We start from the raw sequence: 15,644 nt of genomic DNA on the forward strand, positions 1-15,644 counted from the left end.
GATTTACGCGTCGAACGGGTCGCGCAGAATCATCGTCTCAGTACGATCGGGGCCGGTAGAAATAATATCAATCGGCACGCCGGTCAGTTCTTCGATACGTTTGATGTAGTTCAGCGCCGCCTGCGGCAGGCCGCTACGATCTTTCACGCCGAAGGTGGATTCAGACCAGCCCGGCATGGTTTCGTAAATCGGCTCTACACCTTTCCAGTCGTCAGCTGCCAGCGGAGTGGTAGTCACTTCGCGACCATCCGGCATACGGTAAGCCACGCAGAGTTTCACCTCTTTCAGGCCATCCAGCACGTCCAGTTTGGTCAGGCAGAAGCCAGACAGGGAGTTCAGCTGTACCGCACGACGAACGGCAACGGTGTCCAGCCAGCCGGTACGACGACGACGGCCGGTAGTGGCGCCGTATTCGTTACCCTGCTTGCAGAGGAACTCGCCGGTTTCATCGAACAGTTCGGTCGGGAACGGACCTGCACCTACACGAGTGGAGTAAGCTTTGAGGATACCCAGAACGTAATCAACATAACGCGGGCCCAGGCCGGAACCGGTCGCCACGCCACCTGCAGTGGTGTTAGAAGAAGTTACGTACGGATAAGTACCGTGGTCGATATCCAGCAGAGTACCCTGCGCACCTTCAAACATGACGAAATCGCCACGCTGACGCGCCTGGTCGAGCAGGTCCGAAACGTCAACAACCATAGAAGTCAGGATGTCGGCAACAGCCATCGTATCATCCAGAACTTTCTGGTAATCAACCGCTTCAGCTTTGTAGTAGTTAACCAACTGGAAGTTGTGATATTCCATCACTTCTTTCAGTTTTTCAGCGAAGGTTTCTTTGTCGAAAAGGTCACCAACACGCAGACCGCGACGTGCCACTTTATCTTCATAAGCAGGCCCGATTCCACGACCGGTGGTGCCGATCGCTTTCGCGCCACGCGCTTTCTCACGCGCGTTATCCAGCGCAACGTGATAATCAAGGATCAGCGGACAGGCTTCAGACAGCAGCAGACGCTCACGAACGGGGATGCCACGGTCTTCCAGTTCTTTCATCTCTTTCATCAGCGCGCTCGGAGACAGCACAACACCGTTACCGATGATGCTGGTTACATTCTCGCGAAGAATACCTGATGGAATAAGATGGAGAACGGTTTTTTCACCGTTGATTACGAGAGTATGGCCTGCGTTGTGACCGCCCTGGTAGCGTACAACATATTTAGCCCGTTCAGTCAGAAGATCGACGATCTTTCCTTTACCTTCGTCACCCCATTGGGTGCCCAGTACGACGACGTTGTTACCCATTTTTCAAAATCACCGTTTGCTTAAAAATGGATTCTACCATCGCTTTTTCAGATATACAGCACTTTTTGCACTCAATCTGCGGCAAATCCGACCACTTTTTGTTCAGCCAATCGTTTTCCTCAACATGTAGTAGACCACAACTCCCGCAACCACAAGTCCGCCGCCAAAACGTCGTAAAACATTTTCCGGCAGTTGCGCCAGTGCCGAAACCATTTTTTTCCATGCGCCGGGATACAGCATCGGTCCCAGCCCTTCGAGGACTAATACCAGAGCAAGCGCCAACCAGATTGTTGAATTCATTTATCGCCCTTATAAAAGAAAACCACCGGCATCCTTTGGATGCGGTGGTTTTGCTGGTCTAAAACCGCTGACGCTATTTTAGCGTGTCGTCGAACTCGGTGTCTTCATGTAGCGGAAGAAATCGCTGTCCGGGCTCAGTACCATCACGTCCTGATTACCTTCGAAGCTCTTCTCGTAAGCGCGCAGACTACGAATGAACGCGTAGAAATCAGGGTCCTGACTGAACGCGTCGGCAAACAGCTTCGCGGCTTCAGCATCACCTTCACCACGCATGATACGCCCCTGACGCTCGGCTTCCGCCAGAGTTTTCGTCACCTCATAGTCAGCAGCCGCACGCAGTTTTTCCGCTTCTTCCTGACCTTGTGAACGATGACGACGCGCGACCGCTTCACGCTCGGCGCGCATACGGTTGTAAATCGCCTCAGAAACCTCGGTCGGCAGGTTGATCTGCTTAATACGCACATCGACCACTTCGATACCCAACGCCGCCATACTGTTCGGGTTGATGACCGGTACTTTACCTTTGGTTTCCGCCGTGACGCGTTCCGCCGCTTCGGCAATCGCGTCATCCGCCGCCGGTGTCGCTACTTCATCATCGGTACCGGCTGAACCGGAGTTCAGCGCGTCGCGCACTTCCAGAGTCAGACGACCACGAGAATCGGTCACGATGTCTTTTACGTCCAGGCGACCAATCTCAGAACGCAAACGGTCCGAGAATTTACGTTTTAACAGCACTTCGGCTTGCGAAATATCGCCGCCGCCGGTCGCCAGATAGTAACGGCTAAAGTCGCTGATACGCCATTTGATGTAGGAGTCGACAATCAGGTCTTTCTTCTCTTTAGTCACAAAGCGATCGGCCTGGTTATCCATCGTCTGGATACGCGCATCAAGCATTTTCACTGATTCAATAAACGGGATCTTAAAGTGCAGACCCGGCGCGTAAACCAGCGGTTTGTTCTCATCGTCACGCAGAACTTTACCAAAACGCAGCGTAATGCCGCGCTCGCCCTCTTTGACCACAAAGACGGACATGTAGAGCACTACCAGCACGATGATGATAATCGCAATAACTGACTTACGCATCGTTATTCCCCCTGACGCTGGTAGTCGTTACGCTGCGCATTCGCGCGGCGTTGGTCCATAATATCGCCCTGATTTGAGGACGACGTGTTGCTTGCTCCGCTGGCGTTAGACTTTGTGGACGGCGGCAGGCGCAGCAGGTTGCTGGCGCTATTGTCGCTCTTTGCCGCCGGCGCATTCCCGCCTTTCAGCATCTGATCTAACGGCAGCACCATTAAATTACCGCTCTTGTCGTTAACCAGTACTTTACGGGTATGGCTCAGCACTTTTTCCATCGTTTCAATATACAGACGCTCGCGTGTAATCTGCGGCGCGGCTTTATATTCCGGCAAAATCTTCGCAAACCGGGCGACTTCACCCTGCGCTTCCAGGATAGTCTGGGTTTTATAGGCGCGTGCCTCTTCCAGAATACGCTGCGCCTGACCGTTGGCGCGCGGCTGAACTTCGTTAGTATACGCTTCCGCTTCACGAATGTACTGCTGCTCGTTTTCACGTGCGGCAATCGCGTCGTCAAAGGCGGCTTTCACCTCTTCCGGCGGGCGCGCAGCCTGGAAGTTCACGTCCAGCAGGGTAATCCCCATGTTGTACGGTTTGATAGTCTCTTCCAGCTCGCGTTGGGTATCGCTACGAATAACGGTACGGCCTTCGGTCAGGATGCGATCCATTGTGTATTTACCAATGACGCCACGCAGCGCGCTGTCGGTGGCCTGACGTAGGCTATCGTCCGGGCTGGTCACGCTAAACAGATATTTCTGCGGATCGGTGACGCGGTATTGCACGTTCATTTCAACGCGCACGACGTTTTCATCAGACGTCAGCATCACGCCTGACGCCGCCAGTTCGCGCACCGCTTCGACGTTCACCGGCGTGACGTCGTCAATAAATGTCGGCTTCCAGTTCAGACCTGGCTCTACCAGATGGCTGAATTTACCAAAACGCGTCACAACGCCACGCTCGGCTTCTTTAATGGTATAAAAACCGCTGGCCGCCCAGATAATGACTACTGCCGCCGCGGCGATGGCGACAATACGGCCTCCCAGTTGCGGACGCGGGCCTTGCGATGAGCTACCGCCGCCGGAACCGGTGCCTTTACCGCCCCCAAAACCACCGAGTTTTTTACTCAGCTTACGGAAGATATCATCCAGATCGGGAGGTCCCTGATCGCGGCCACCTTTGTTTCCATTTCCCCCAGAGTTGCTGCCAGGTTTGCTGCTTCCCCACGGGTCGCGGTCCTGTCCGTTATTACCGGGCTGATTCCACGCCATGTTTGTGCTCCATATTTGTTATGCGGTGATCCCCGTTGTCTTTCGACCTCAGAGGATAAGGCGAAATTACTCCATGCTTCAGACGAACCGCCGTTACAGACATCATCTTTCAGGCTGCGTCTTGAGTGGCGGCTTTTTTACCCCAGGTCACTTAGTTGTGAGCTCCTGAGATTCTCTCAGCTACCGCCTCAATACGACCTGAATGACTTCGCGTCTAGATCACGTATTCGATCAACGCCGGTTCTTGTTTACAGAGGCGACGCCAGTCGACAATCGGCATTCGTACCTGCAGACTGACGCTACCGTCTTCCTCCATCCACTCTTTTTCTATTGCCTGAAGCTGATAAAACCGGCTTCTCAGACGCCCTTCCTGCGGCGGCAAACGCAGCGTATGCTGCGCCACCTCGCCGGAAAGACGCTCCGTCAAAGCCTGAAAAAGCTGTGGTATCCCCACGCCGCTTTGCGCTGAAAGCCAAACGCGGATGGGTTTATTCTCTTCATCTCTGTCGATACGCGGTTCAAAGTCGTCCAGCATATCGATTTTGTTCATCACCATTAAGGTGGGGATTTCGTGAGCGTCAATCTCTTCGAGAACGGTGTTTACCGCCTCGATGTTTTCCTGCACACGAACATCCGCCGCATCGACCACATGCAGCAGCAGCGTCGCCTGACGCGTCTCTTGCAGGGTAGCTTTAAAGGCTGCCACCAGATCGTGCGGTAAATGGCGGATAAAGCCTACCGTATCCGCCAGAACGGTTTCACCGACATCCGCTACATCAATACGACGTAATGTGGGGTCCAGCGTCGCAAATAGCTGATCTGCCGCATAGACCCGCGCTTCAGTGATCTGATTAAAAAGGGTGGATTTTCCGGCGTTGGTATAGCCCACCAGCGATACCGTCGGAACGTCGGCCTTGATGCGCGACTGCCGCCCCTGCTCACGTTGCTTCTCAACTTTCTCCAGGCGCGACTGAATCTGCACAATGCGATTACGCAGTAAACGACGGTCGGTTTCGAGCTGGGTTTCACCCGGACCGCGCAAACCAATCCCGCCTTTCTGACGTTCAAGGTGGGTCCAGCCACGCACCAGACGCGTAGCCAGATGGCGTAGCTGTGCCAGCTCAACCTGCAACTTACCTTCATGGGTACGCGCACGTTGGGCAAAAATATCTAAGATAAGACCGGTGCGATCGATAACCCGGCACTCGCACAAACGCTCCAGGTTTCGCTCCTGGGCTGGACTCAATGCATGATCAAACAATACGACCGCTGCGCCAGTCGCTTTCACGGCTTCCGCAATTTCAACTGCCTTACCTTCACCTACAAAGTACTTCGGGTGCGGTGCTTTACGGCTACCGGTAATCACCTGCATTGCTTCGACACCGGCGGAAGAGACCAGAGATTCAAACTCCTGGAGGTCTTCCATATCTTTGTCTTGCGAAAAATAGATGTGTACCAGTACCGCCTGCTCACCGGCATCATAACGGTCAAACAAGCGTAAACCCTCTTAATAACCAGCGGGGGCGATTATCCGACGCCCCCGACATGGATAAACAGCGCGTGAACTTATTCAGTCTCTTCGCTGTCCTGTTGCGCAGTAGAACCCTGCGCGTTGCTACCGTGATGGTAGTTATTGCTGGCGCCGCCACCGGCATTGTTGCTGTGATGGGAAACCGGGCGAGACGGGACAACAGTAGAAATCGCGTGCTTATAAACCATCTGGCTGACCGTGTTTTTCAACAGGATCACGAACTGATCAAAGGACTCGATTTGACCTTGCAGCTTAATACCATTCACCAAATAAATAGAAACTGGAACACGTTCCCGACGCAATGCGTTCAGGAACGGATCTTGTAAAGATTGCCCCTTAGCCATTCTCTTTTCCTTATATGCTTATTTGTACTTTGAACCTTTCGATTCTGAAAAATTGCGCACGATACGTCTCAATTGTACACATTCAGTCTGCGATAGCACCAACAACCTGTAATACTTCTTTTCGCGCCCGATCGGGATTCTCACTGTCAAGCCAGCGCACCCCTTCCCAACCGCGCAACCAGGTCATCTGGCGCTTCGCCAACTGTCTCGTGGCGCAAACACCTCTATAAACCATTTCATCATATGAGATTTCGCCCTCAATGTATGACCACATCTGGCGGTATCCCACACAACGGATGGAAGGCAAGTCCGTATGCAAATCTCCTCGGGCAAAAAGCGCCCGGACTTCTGCTTCAAAACCTGAAGCCAACATCTGATGAAAACGCAGTTCAATGCGCTGATGGAGCAGTTCACGGCTCGCCGGGGCGATAGCGAACTGATGCACCTGGTACGGTAGCGCGTCTCCTGACGTTTGCGTTAGCTCCGTTAAAGTTTTACCCGAAATGAAAAAAACTTCCAGTGCCCGGGAAAGTCTTTGCGGATCATTTGGATGAATTCGCGCGGCGGCAACCGGATCTATCTCCTGAAGTTGCTGATGCAACGCCTCCCATCCAAGCTCCGCTGCTTGCTGCTCTATCCGGGATCTGACTTCCGGATCTGCTGAAGGCAGCGGCGATAACCCTTCCAGCAATGCCTTAAAATACAGCATGGTACCGCCCACTAACAGCGGGATACGCCCCGCAGCGGTGATCTCCGCCATTTGCGCTAACGCGTCGCGGCGAAAATCCGCCGCCGAATACGCCTGCGACGGGTCGCGTATATCCAGCAGTCGATGCGGCGCCGCTTTCAGCTCATCGGCATTCGGCTTAGCCGTGCCAATATCCATTCCCCGATAAATGAGGGCGGAATCAACGCTTATCAACTCTACCGGCAAAACTTTACGCAGTTCTATCGCCAGCGCCGTTTTGCCGGAGGCCGTCGGCCCCATCAAAAATATCGCCTTAGGCAGGCTCGCCTTGCTTACATCATTCATGCTTCAGGGCGTTCATCGCCGAATGTAAATCAACAGGTTGTAACAGGCCACCCGGCGGCGCTTTTACCAGCTGCGGACATAGCCGCTCAACATCCGCCAGCAGCGATATGGCCTGCGCCATCGACCACTGCGGATGTTCGCTCTGCACATTACGCGCTATCCATTGTGCAATATTGACCGTTGCAAATGTGGTCTGCTGCGCCAGGTAGCCTATCAGTTCAGGAATCAAGATTTGTAAATTTTGTTGTCGTAAGGGTAAAGGCACCGCCCGAATGGTCACATGCTGCGCATCTGACTGAAATTCAATACCCAATTCTCCCAACAAAGATTGGGCTTTTTGCAGCGCGGCTTTTTCATCGGCGCTCACTTTTAAACGCAGCGGAATCAGCAACGGCTGCGCGCAAACCGGACTTTGACCCGGTGTAAGCTGCGCCTGACGCAGCCAACGCTCCGCAACCGGCAGCGACAAGAGCTGGATAGTCCCCGCGTGTTCCAGCAACGCGCAGTCACCGCCGACTATTGTCAGTACGCGACCGAAACTCTGGCTATGTCCGTCAAGCGCAGGCGTAACCGGCTCCGGCGCGGGGCTCGCCGTCGGCGTCTGTAAAAGCGTGCGATAAACCTCGCCCTGCTGCTTCTGATAACCTGGCTGCGCGTGCGGCCAACCAACTGCGGACTGACGCCCGCCGTTACCGCCCGATGCGCCGCCGGAATAACGCGGTGTCGCGGGCTCGCGCGCCGCAGTTGGCTCGGCGGGTACAGCAAAATGGTTGCGCCCGGCGGCGATACGGTTTTCCGGGACATGCCGCGGCGCTGGCGCAATCTCCTCCAGCGGCAGCGTCGTTTCCGTCTGCTGTTGCAGAACGCTCAGCACCCCTTGATAGATGAAGTCGTGCACCAGCCGGGATTGATGAAAACGCACTTCGTGCTTGGCGGGATGAACATTGACATCCACCTGATGCGGGTCAATCTCCAGATACAACACAAACGCAGGCTGTTGGTCCGCGCCCAGTTTATCTTCACAGGCCTGGCGAATGGCATGGTTGATCAAGCGGTCGCGCATCATGCGGCCATTCACATAGCAGTACTGGATCTCCGTTAACGCCGTGGTGGTGTGATTCGGATCGGCGACCCAGCCGCGCAGGGTCAGATCGCCATGCTGCCACTCGATCGCCAGTGCCTGTTCGAGAAACGGCGTCCCGCAGATGGCGCCTAACCGGCGCTCTTTTTGCCCGTCCTTTGCGACAGCGCGATACTGTCGTACCAATTTGCCGTTGTGCGACAGGTTAAGCGTGACGTCAAAACGGGCCAATGCAATACGACGGATGATCTCATCGATATGATTAAATTCCGTTTTTTCGGTACGCATGAATTTGCGCCGGGCGGGCGTATTATAAAAGAGATCCAGAACTTCCAGGGTGGTGCCGACCGGGTGCGCAGCGGGTTTTACCGTCACGTCCATGTCGCGTCCTTCCGCATACGCCTGCCAGGCTTCCGCCTGCTCCGCCGTGCGCGACGTTAGCGTCAAACGCGAGACCGAACTGATACTGGCCAGCGCTTCGCCGCGAAATCCCAGACTGATAATCGCTTCCAGATCGTCAAGCGAGGCGATTTTACTGGTGGCATGACGGGCCAGCGCCAGCGCCAGCTCCTCTTTTTTAATGCCGCAGCCATTGTCGCGAATACGAATAAGCTTCGCGCCGCCACGCTCGATGTCGATATCAACGCGGGTGGCGCCTGCATCCAGACTATTCTCTACCAGCTCTTTAACAACCGACGCAGGGCGTTCCACCACTTCGCCAGCGGCGATTTGGTTCGCAAGCTGCGGCGGCAGAACCTGAATCGGCATGAAATCTCCTTAATTCGCGGCGGTTATGGCGCCAGGCTGGTTGGTACTGGCCGTCTGGCCTGGGCCGCCCTGCGGCGCAGACTGAATCGGATGCGCTGCAAAGTACTTACGCAACCCCCGGTATATAGCGTCAGCAATCTGCTGCTGATAGCGGTCGCTCGCCAGCAATCGCTCTTCGCCGTGATTACTGATAAAGCCCGTCTCCACCAAAATGGACGGGATATCCGGCGAACGCAACACGCCCAGGCTCGCGTGTTCCGGGCGACGTTTATGCAACGACCCCACACCATCCAGTTGGCTTAGCACGTTCGTCGCCACATCATACCCTACCCGCTGCGAATGACCGAATTGCAAATCCAGTACCGCCTGGCTCAGGTAAGGGTCTGACTGACTGTTCGCCAGCACATCGCCAGCGCCGCCTAACAGTTCGGATTGCTTCTCATGCTGCTCAAGCCAGTTTGCCATTTCGCTGTTCGCGCGACGATTGGACAATACCCAGACGGAGGCGCCGGTGGCGTCGCGATTTGGCGCGGCATCCGCATGAATAGAGACAAGGAAGTTGGCGTTTTGCTTACGCGCCACGTCAGACCGCCCCATCACCGAAATAAAATAGTCGCCGTCACGCGTCAGCACGCCTTTAAACATCGGATCGTTATTCAGCAATGTGCGTAACTTACGCGCGATGGCGATGGTGACATTTTTCTCGCGCGTACCGCCCGGGCCTATCGCGCCGGGGTCCTGGCCTCCATGTCCGGCATCAATAGCAATCACCACTTTATCGCCAGCGCCTGCCGACGCGCGCGCCGCAGGCCGCGTAACGGTATTGCTGCTGGTTACGCCGGTCAGGCGATCATCAGAAGATTTAAACGGATTACGGGCAGGCTCCGTCGGGCGGGGCGCGCTTTCAACCCGTTTCGCGACGACAGGCGGTGGCGGCGGCGGAACATCGGCATTAATGGTGAAAATGACCGTATAGTTGCCGCCGTTTTGCCGCTTCACCGCCTCGGTTTTACCATTTTCCGTCAGATCGACAAGCAACCGTAAAGATTGCGCATCTTTCGGCGTTCCGGCACGGATCGTTTTCACCAGATTGTTACCGCTAAACTGAAGCGGCAGCCCCTGAATCACGCCGGTCTGCCTGATATCCAGCGCCACGGTACGTTTACCGTCCTGTGAGTAAGCATATTCCGGCTCGCCGATAAAACTCAGCGTAATGCGCGCCTGCTGCTCGCCGTTGGACACCTGAATATCAGAGAGACTGGCGGCGCCCGCGTGCGCGCACAGCAGGATTAAGGCTGCTATTACGGCATTTTTGATGCGATAAATCATCCCGCCACCTTTATAGCTAATCGGCTAAACGCGCCAGTAACGAATGACCCGATGAGGATACCGCGCTTACGCGAGCCTCACGCCCCTGCGCCTGGTAATCAATATGGATTTCGACGTCCGGGTCGGGGAGAACGCCTTTACCTTGTTGCGGCCACTCCACCAGACAAATGGCGTCGTTGGCGAAATAATCGCGAATGCCCATAAACTCCAGCTCCTCCGGGTCCGCAAGACGGTATAAGTCGAAGTGATATACCATCATGTTATCAAGCGCATAAGGCTCTACCAGCGTATAGGTGGGGCTTTTTACATTACCGTTATGGCCTAACGCCTGTAAAAATCCCCGGCTAAACGTCGTTTTACCGGCACCTAAATCGCCATACAGATAAATAACGGTCGCGCCATCACAGGCGTTGGCTACCCGTTGTCCCAGGTCTAGCGTCGCCTGTTCGTCAGGTAGCGGAATTACTCGATTCATCATGGTTTACGTCAATCACATCAGGGTTAACAATACGCCGCAGCGTAGTAAAAAGATCGGTCGCCAACATGCCGCGAGCGCCATAACGCGCTGCCAGTAAGTCCGCCGCCGCGCCGTGAGCCACACATCCCACACATACCGCATCATACGGGGTAAACTTCTGTCCGAGCAATGCGCCGATGATGCCGGACAGGACATCGCCCATCCCGCCGCTCGCCATCCCTGCATTACCAGCGTCAATGATAGCCAGAGGGTGGTGTTCAGCGGCAATAATCGTTCCTGCGCCTTTTAACACGACCACGCCTCCGTACCGTTTTACCAGACGCTGTGCTGAAAGTAAGCGATCACTTTCAATTTCTGCCACAGAACATCCTAACAGGCGGGCAGCCTCTCCCGGATGCGGCGTAATCACGCGATTGTGACGTTTATCAGGATTGATTGCCAGTAGGTTCAACGCATCCGCATCCCACAGCATAGGTTTACGGACGTTTTCTACTTTCTGTAAGGCTTTTTTGCCCCATTCCTGCTGCCCAAGCCCCGGGCCGATCACCACAACGTCAGCCCAGGTCAGGCTCTCTTCCAGCGACTGAGGCGTGAGTTCATGTACCATCAGTTCCGGGCGGGCCGTCAGCAACGGCGCGATGTTTTCACCGCGAGTCAGAACTCTGACCAACCCAGCCCCCGTACGCAGCGCCGCCTCGCCAGCCATCCGAATTGCGCCCGCTGTTCCCTGGTCGCCGCCAATAATCGCCAGACGACCATGATCGCCCTTATGCGAGGTCGGTCGACGCGGCGTTAGCCATTGCCCCAACTGCGTCGCGTCAAAACGCCGGAGCGGCGGCGTCTGGCTCGCCAGCCAGCCTTCCAGTCCCAACGCGTCATAATGCAATATGCCGGTAACGTCACGCGCTTTGCCGGTCAGCAGGCCTGGTTTCAGGGCGATAAACGTGACCGTATGCGCGGCGCTTATCACCGCGCCAGGCGTGGCGCCCGTTTGCGCCAGCAGGCCTGACGGGATATCGACGGCGACAACCGGCGCAGGATGGGCGTTCGCCTGTTCAATCAGACCGGCTACCGGGTCGCGCGGTGCCTGGGCTATGCCGGTGCCAAGCAGCGCGTCGATAATCAGATCCGTCGCTTCCGGCCAGATAATATCGGCAGCATGGATAATGCCGCCGGCATTCAGCCAGGCATCGCGCGCCTGCGCCGCTTCTTCAGGCAACGGTTTGTCGCTCTCCTGCGCCAGCAACGTTACGCTAATGCCCGCCGCTTGCGCTAGTCGCGCCACGACGTAACCATCGCCGCCGTTGTTGCCATGACCACACAACACCAGCCAGTGTCGGGTGTCAGGATAACTGTCACGGGCTACCCGAAATGCCGCGTCGCCAGCGCGCAGCATCAATTCATAGAGTGTGAGTCCGAAGGCATCCGCCGCATCGCGTTCCAGCCGTTTGATGTCATCGGCGGGCCAAATGGAGTGTGGTATACTTACAGGGTTTTTCTTCATGTTATGGTCCATCATGTCAAAGCCCCTCGATCTCAATCAGTTAGCGCAAAATATTAAGCAGTGGGGGCTGGAGCTGGGCTTTCAGCAGGTCGGTATTACTGATACCGATCTGCGCGCATCCGAACCTGCGCTGCAGGCGTGGCTGGACAAACAATACCACGGCGAGATGGCATGGATGGCGCGCCACGGTATGATGCGCGCCCGGCCTCATGAACTCTTACCCGGTACGCTACGTGTCATCAGCGTGCGCATGAACTATCTGCCCGCCAACGCCGCATTTGCCAGTACGTTGAAGGATCCCACGCTGGGCTACGTTAGCCGATATGCGCTGGGGCGTGATTATCACAAGCTGTTACGCAGCCGCCTTAAAAAACTGGGCGAGCAGATCCAGCAGTACTGCGGTTCGCTGAATTTTAGACCGTTTGTCGACTCTGCGCCTATTCTTGAACGCCCATTAGCGGAAAAAGCCGGACTTGGCTGGACGGGTAAGCACTCACTTATCCTTAATCGGGAGGCAGGCTCATTCTTTTTCCTGGGGGAACTGCTGATTGATTTACCGCTGCCGGTCGACCAGCCGGTCGAAGAAGGTTGCGGCAAATGCGTCGCCTGTATGACCATTTGCCCGACCGGGGCGATTGTCGAACCGTATACGGTGGACGCGCGGCGCTGTATTTCTTATCTCACCATTGAGCTGGAAGGCGCTATTCCGGAAGCATTTCGCCCACTGATAGGCAACCGTATTTACGGCTGCGATGACTGCCAGCTTATCTGTCCGTGGAATCGTTACTCTCAGTTGACCGACGAAGCAGATTTTAGCCCACGCAAGGCGCTGCATAATCCAGATTTGCTTGAGTTGTTTAGCTGGAGCGAAGCGCAGTTTCTGAAAGTCACTGAAGGTTCTGCGATTCGGCGCATTGGTCATTTACGCTGGCTGCGAAATGTTGCCGTCGCGCTGGGGAATGCGCCGTGGAGTAATGCCGTCATTACGGCGCTGGAAAGCCGCAAGGGTGAGCATCCACTTCTCGATGAGCATATCGAATGGGCGATTGCGCAACAAATTGAAAAGCGCAACGCCTGCATCATTGAAGTGCAGCTACCGAAAAAACAGCGTCTGGTCAGGGTGATTGAAAAAGGGCTGGTGCGCGATGCCTGAATTATTCACAGGCTGTGTATAAAAATAAAAACACATTGCGATTCAAGAGGGAAAAAAGGAACAGACAATAACGCTAACGTTTTGAAATCTTATTTTTTCTATATTTTTCAGTAAATTATAGAAATTCTACGCGTCAGGTATAATTTTTTGCATTCCAGGAGTAATGGGCCGCCCTGTGGATAAGTCTGTTTACAAGGATCTGACGAAAGCGGAACAAAACGTGCCCCAACGCGATATTCGTTGTGGATAATTTTACTGTAGATAAGAATTGGAGCGGGAAACGAGACTCGAACTCGCGACCCCGACCTTGGCAAGGTCGTGCTCTACCAACTGAGCTATTCCCGCATAATCTTCGTCTTTCGAACCGCTACTGCGTTGGCTGCCTTCACTCGCCTGAGTCACTTACTTCAGTAAGCTCCTGAGGACTCATTCAGTTGCCGCCTTGTCGCAATTCGAAATCCTGCGATTGGTGGTCTGTGCTTAACAAGCACTTTCAAATTTTGGAGCGGGAAACGAGACTCGAACTCGCGACCCCGACCTTGGCAAGGTCGTGCTCTACCAACTGAGCTATTCCCGCATAATCTTCGTCTTTCGAACCGCTACTGCGTTGGCTGCCTTCACTCGCCTCAGTCACTTACTTCAGTAAGCTCCTGAGTACTCATTCAGTTGCCGCCTTGTCGCAATTCGAAATCCTGCGATTGGTGGTCTGTACTTAACAAGTACTTTCAAATTTTGGAGCGGGAAACGAGACTCGAACTCGCGACCCCGACCTTGGCAAGGTCGTGCTCTACCAACTGAGCTATTCCCGCAAATTTGTTGCTGTCGTAATTCGCATTTCTGCGTCGTTACGGGAGGCGCATTATACGAGAAATCCATTTAGCTGCAAGCCCCTGAACGCATTTTTTCGCGATTTTTGTTTGAATGCTGATTAAATCACCAAACAAGACAAAAAACGAGCAAAGCGTGCGCTATGCAACAAAAAACTTTTCACGCCACGCCTAAAGGCACAGAATCAGAATAGCACCCTGCGCCAAAAAAAGAATAGCACGGTGACCACAACATCCAATTGATATCAGGGATCAAGATGAAAAAAAAACTTATTGTCATGCTGTTAGCCAGCCTCTCCGTTCACGCCGCTTCCGTTTCCGCCAGAACATTACATTTTGGCACCTCCGCCACCTATGCGCCCTATGAGTTTGTCGATGCCGATAATAAAATTGTTGGTTTCGATATTGATGTCGCCAACGCGGTCTGCAAAGAGATGCAAGCGGAGTGCTCATTCACTAACCAGAGCTTTGATAGTCTGATCCCCAGCCTACGCTTCAAAAAGTTTGATGCGGTGATCGCCGGTATGGATATGACGCCCAAACGTGAACAGCAGGTCTCCTTTAGCCAACCCTATTACGAAGGTCTATCGGCGGTAGTCGTCACGCGTAAAGGGGCTTATCACACTTTTGCCGATCTGAAAGGCAAAAAAGTCGGACTGGAAAACGGTACAACGCATCAGCGCTATTTGCAGGATAAACAACAAGCTATCACGCCTGTCGCCTATGACAGCTATCTAAACGCTTTTACCGATCTGAAAAACAACCGTCTTGAGGGCGTGTTTGGCGATGTCGCCGCGATTGGTAAGTGGCTAAAAAACAATCCGGATTACGCCATCATGGATGAACGCGCCAGCGATCCTGACTACTACGGAAAAGGGTTAGGCATTGCGGTACGCAAAGGCAACGACGCGCTATTGCAAGAAATTAATGCCGCGCTCGACAAGGTGAAAGCATCGCCGGAATATGCACAAATGCAGGAGAAATGGTTTACGCAGTAATTCAGTGGCGGGAGAGCTGCCGGATGAGACGCTCTGGCGTTGCCATCCGGCATGTTAAGCCTCACAGCTTAATGAAATGCTCGCGGTAGTAAGCCAGCTCCGCCACCGACTCGCGAATATCATCCATCGCCTGGTGCGTGCCCTGCTTGGTAAAGCCGGCCAGAATCTCCGGCTTCCAGCGGCGCGCCAGTTCCTTGAGCGTACTGACATCCAGATAGCGATAGTGGAAGTAGGCCTCCAGTTCCGGCATATATTTAAACAGAAAACGACGATCCTGACCGATGCTGTTACCGCAAATCGGCGACTTACCCGCAGGCACCCACGTTTTCAGAAATTCAATCGTCACCAGTTCAGCGTCTCGTTCGCCCATCGTACTTGCCTTAACGCGATCTACCAGGCCGCTACCGGTATGGGTGCGCACGTTCCAGTCATCCATTAACGCCAGTTGCGCATCGGATTGATGTACCGCAATCGTCGGCCCTTCCGCCAGAATGTTCAGGCTGGCATCCGTCACCAGCGTGGCTATCTCAATAATGCGATCGCGCTCGGGGTCCAGACCTGTCATCTCCAGATCGATCCAAATCAGGTTGTTTTCATCGGCACTCATGCTATTTTCCACCCTTCAGAGGTCACATTCACTGTGACTATATT

14 protein-coding genes and 3 tRNA genes are annotated in these 15,644 nt (G+C 54.4%); 2 read left to right on the top strand and 15 right to left on the bottom strand.

Features of this window, described 5'->3' with window-relative positions; all coding sequences use genetic code 11:
• Positions 1-3: 3 nt before the first annotated feature.
• From purA to nnr, 11 genes are all read right to left on the bottom strand, one after another.
• The gene (gene purA, locus QEN32_RS19805) at positions 4-1,302 is read right to left on the bottom strand and encodes an adenylosuccinate synthase (protein ID WP_000527972.1); all 1,299 of its coding nucleotides are present in this window, start codon (positions 1,300-1,302) and stop codon (positions 4-6) included.
• Between the two features lie 102 nt (positions 1,303-1,404).
• Positions 1,405-1,602 (bottom strand): DUF2065 family protein, encoded by a 198-nt coding sequence (locus QEN32_RS19810; protein WP_001089290.1) that lies wholly within the window; start codon positions 1,600-1,602, stop codon positions 1,405-1,407.
• A 78-nt stretch (positions 1,603-1,680) separates the two neighbouring features.
• A complete protein-coding gene (gene hflC, locus QEN32_RS19815) occupies positions 1,681-2,685 on the bottom strand; it encodes a protease modulator HflC (protein ID WP_001232417.1) in 1,005 nt (334 codons plus the stop codon).
• A 2-nt stretch (positions 2,686-2,687) separates the two neighbouring features.
• Positions 2,688-3,947 carry an FtsH protease activity modulator HflK gene (hflK, locus tag QEN32_RS19820; protein WP_000312505.1) on the bottom strand — a complete coding sequence of 420 codons (1,260 nt, stop codon included), beginning with the start codon at positions 3,945-3,947 and terminating at the stop codon, positions 2,688-2,690.
• 214 nt (positions 3,948-4,161) lie between these two features.
• The gene (gene hflX / locus QEN32_RS19825; protein WP_000460338.1) at positions 4,162-5,442 is read right to left on the bottom strand and encodes a ribosome rescue GTPase HflX; all 1,281 of its coding nucleotides are present in this window, start codon (positions 5,440-5,442) and stop codon (positions 4,162-4,164) included.
• A 71-nt stretch (positions 5,443-5,513) separates the two neighbouring features.
• Positions 5,514-5,822 (bottom strand): RNA chaperone Hfq, encoded by a 309-nt coding sequence (gene hfq, locus QEN32_RS19830; RefSeq protein WP_001051875.1) that lies wholly within the window; start codon positions 5,820-5,822, stop codon positions 5,514-5,516.
• Between the two features lie 82 nt (positions 5,823-5,904).
• The gene (gene miaA, locus QEN32_RS19835) at positions 5,905-6,855 is read right to left on the bottom strand and encodes a tRNA (adenosine(37)-N6)-dimethylallyltransferase MiaA (RefSeq protein WP_001000734.1); all 951 of its coding nucleotides are present in this window, start codon (positions 6,853-6,855) and stop codon (positions 5,905-5,907) included.
• Positions 6,848-8,704, bottom strand: coding sequence for a DNA mismatch repair endonuclease MutL (gene mutL, locus QEN32_RS19840; RefSeq protein WP_001595285.1), 1,857 nt, complete (start codon positions 8,702-8,704; stop codon positions 6,848-6,850). The genes miaA and mutL overlap by 8 nt, the downstream gene beginning before the upstream one ends.
• 9 nt (positions 8,705-8,713) lie before the next feature.
• The gene (amiB, locus tag QEN32_RS19845; RefSeq protein WP_000640348.1) at positions 8,714-10,033 is read right to left on the bottom strand and encodes an N-acetylmuramoyl-L-alanine amidase AmiB; all 1,320 of its coding nucleotides are present in this window, start codon (positions 10,031-10,033) and stop codon (positions 8,714-8,716) included.
• Positions 10,034-10,049: 16 nt separating this feature from the next.
• A complete protein-coding gene (gene tsaE / locus QEN32_RS19850; RefSeq protein WP_000981984.1) occupies positions 10,050-10,511 on the bottom strand; it encodes a tRNA (adenosine(37)-N6)-threonylcarbamoyltransferase complex ATPase subunit type 1 TsaE in 462 nt (153 codons plus the stop codon).
• Positions 10,483-12,030, bottom strand: coding sequence for a bifunctional ADP-dependent NAD(P)H-hydrate dehydratase/NAD(P)H-hydrate epimerase (nnr, locus tag QEN32_RS19855; RefSeq protein WP_076736124.1), 1,548 nt, complete (start codon positions 12,028-12,030; stop codon positions 10,483-10,485). The genes tsaE and nnr overlap by 29 nt, the downstream gene beginning before the upstream one ends.
• Here nnr and queG point away from each other — a divergent pair.
• A complete protein-coding gene (gene queG / locus QEN32_RS19860; protein WP_001670426.1) occupies positions 12,029-13,168 on the top strand; it encodes a tRNA epoxyqueuosine(34) reductase QueG in 1,140 nt (379 codons plus the stop codon). The two genes, nnr and queG, sit on opposite strands and share 2 nt — an antisense overlap.
• A 269-nt stretch (positions 13,169-13,437) precedes the next feature.
• Here queG and QEN32_RS19865 read toward each other — a convergent pair.
• The 3 genes from QEN32_RS19865 to QEN32_RS19875 all read right to left on the bottom strand — a co-directional run bounded on the left by QEN32_RS19865 (position 13,438) and on the right by QEN32_RS19875 (position 13,977).
• A tRNA-Gly gene (locus QEN32_RS19865) sits at positions 13,438-13,513 on the bottom strand.
• Positions 13,514-13,669: 156 nt separating this feature from the next.
• Positions 13,670-13,745: transfer RNA gene (locus QEN32_RS19870), tRNA-Gly, on the bottom strand.
• A 156-nt stretch (positions 13,746-13,901) separates the two neighbouring features.
• Positions 13,902-13,977: transfer RNA gene (locus QEN32_RS19875), tRNA-Gly, on the bottom strand.
• Between the two features lie 275 nt (positions 13,978-14,252).
• Between QEN32_RS19875 and QEN32_RS19880 the strand changes: the two genes are divergently transcribed.
• Positions 14,253-14,993 (top strand): arginine ABC transporter substrate-binding protein, encoded by a 741-nt coding sequence (locus QEN32_RS19880; protein ID WP_000727897.1) that lies wholly within the window; start codon positions 14,253-14,255, stop codon positions 14,991-14,993.
• A 61-nt stretch (positions 14,994-15,054) separates the two neighbouring features.
• Here the strand turns inward: QEN32_RS19880 and orn are convergent, their stop codons facing one another.
• A complete protein-coding gene (gene orn, locus QEN32_RS19885) occupies positions 15,055-15,600 on the bottom strand; it encodes an oligoribonuclease (RefSeq protein ID WP_080160344.1) in 546 nt (181 codons plus the stop codon).
• Between the last annotated feature and the right edge of the window lie 44 nt (positions 15,601-15,644).

This window comes from Salmonella sp. SA14318 (genome assembly GCF_029866905.1).
Classification (GTDB): domain Bacteria; phylum Pseudomonadota; class Gammaproteobacteria; order Enterobacterales; family Enterobacteriaceae; genus Salmonella; species Salmonella enterica.

Excerpts from the sequence above, each read along its gene's own strand:
- hfq (WP_001051875.1), bottom strand. The coding sequence starts at position 5,822 with ATGGCTAAGGGGCAATCTTTACAAGATCCGTTCCTGAACGCATTGCGT.
- purA (WP_000527972.1), bottom strand. The coding sequence starts at position 1,302 with ATGGGTAACAACGTCGTCGTACTGGGCACCCAATGGGGTGACGAAGGT.
- orn (WP_080160344.1), bottom strand. The coding sequence starts at position 15,600 with ATGAGTGCCGATGAAAACAACCTGATTTGGATCGATCTGGAGATGACA.
- hflK (WP_000312505.1), bottom strand. The coding sequence starts at position 3,947 with ATGGCGTGGAATCAGCCCGGTAATAACGGACAGGACCGCGACCCGTGG.
- miaA (WP_001000734.1), bottom strand. The coding sequence starts at position 6,855 with ATGAATGATGTAAGCAAGGCGAGCCTGCCTAAGGCGATATTTTTGATG.
- nnr (WP_076736124.1), bottom strand. The coding sequence starts at position 12,030 with ATGATGGACCATAACATGAAGAAAAACCCTGTAAGTATACCACACTCC.
- amiB (WP_000640348.1), bottom strand. The coding sequence starts at position 10,033 with ATGATTTATCGCATCAAAAATGCCGTAATAGCAGCCTTAATCCTGCTG.
- queG (WP_001670426.1), top strand. The coding sequence starts at position 12,029 with ATGTCAAAGCCCCTCGATCTCAATCAGTTAGCGCAAAATATTAAGCAG.
- mutL (WP_001595285.1), bottom strand. The coding sequence starts at position 8,704 with ATGCCGATTCAGGTTCTGCCGCCGCAGCTTGCGAACCAAATCGCCGCT.
- QEN32_RS19880 (WP_000727897.1), top strand. The coding sequence starts at position 14,253 with ATGAAAAAAAAACTTATTGTCATGCTGTTAGCCAGCCTCTCCGTTCAC.
- tsaE (WP_000981984.1), bottom strand. The coding sequence starts at position 10,511 with ATGATGAATCGAGTAATTCCGCTACCTGACGAACAGGCGACGCTAGAC.
- QEN32_RS19810 (WP_001089290.1), bottom strand. The coding sequence starts at position 1,602 with ATGAATTCAACAATCTGGTTGGCGCTTGCTCTGGTATTAGTCCTCGAA.
- hflC (WP_001232417.1), bottom strand. The coding sequence starts at position 2,685 with ATGCGTAAGTCAGTTATTGCGATTATCATCATCGTGCTGGTAGTGCTC.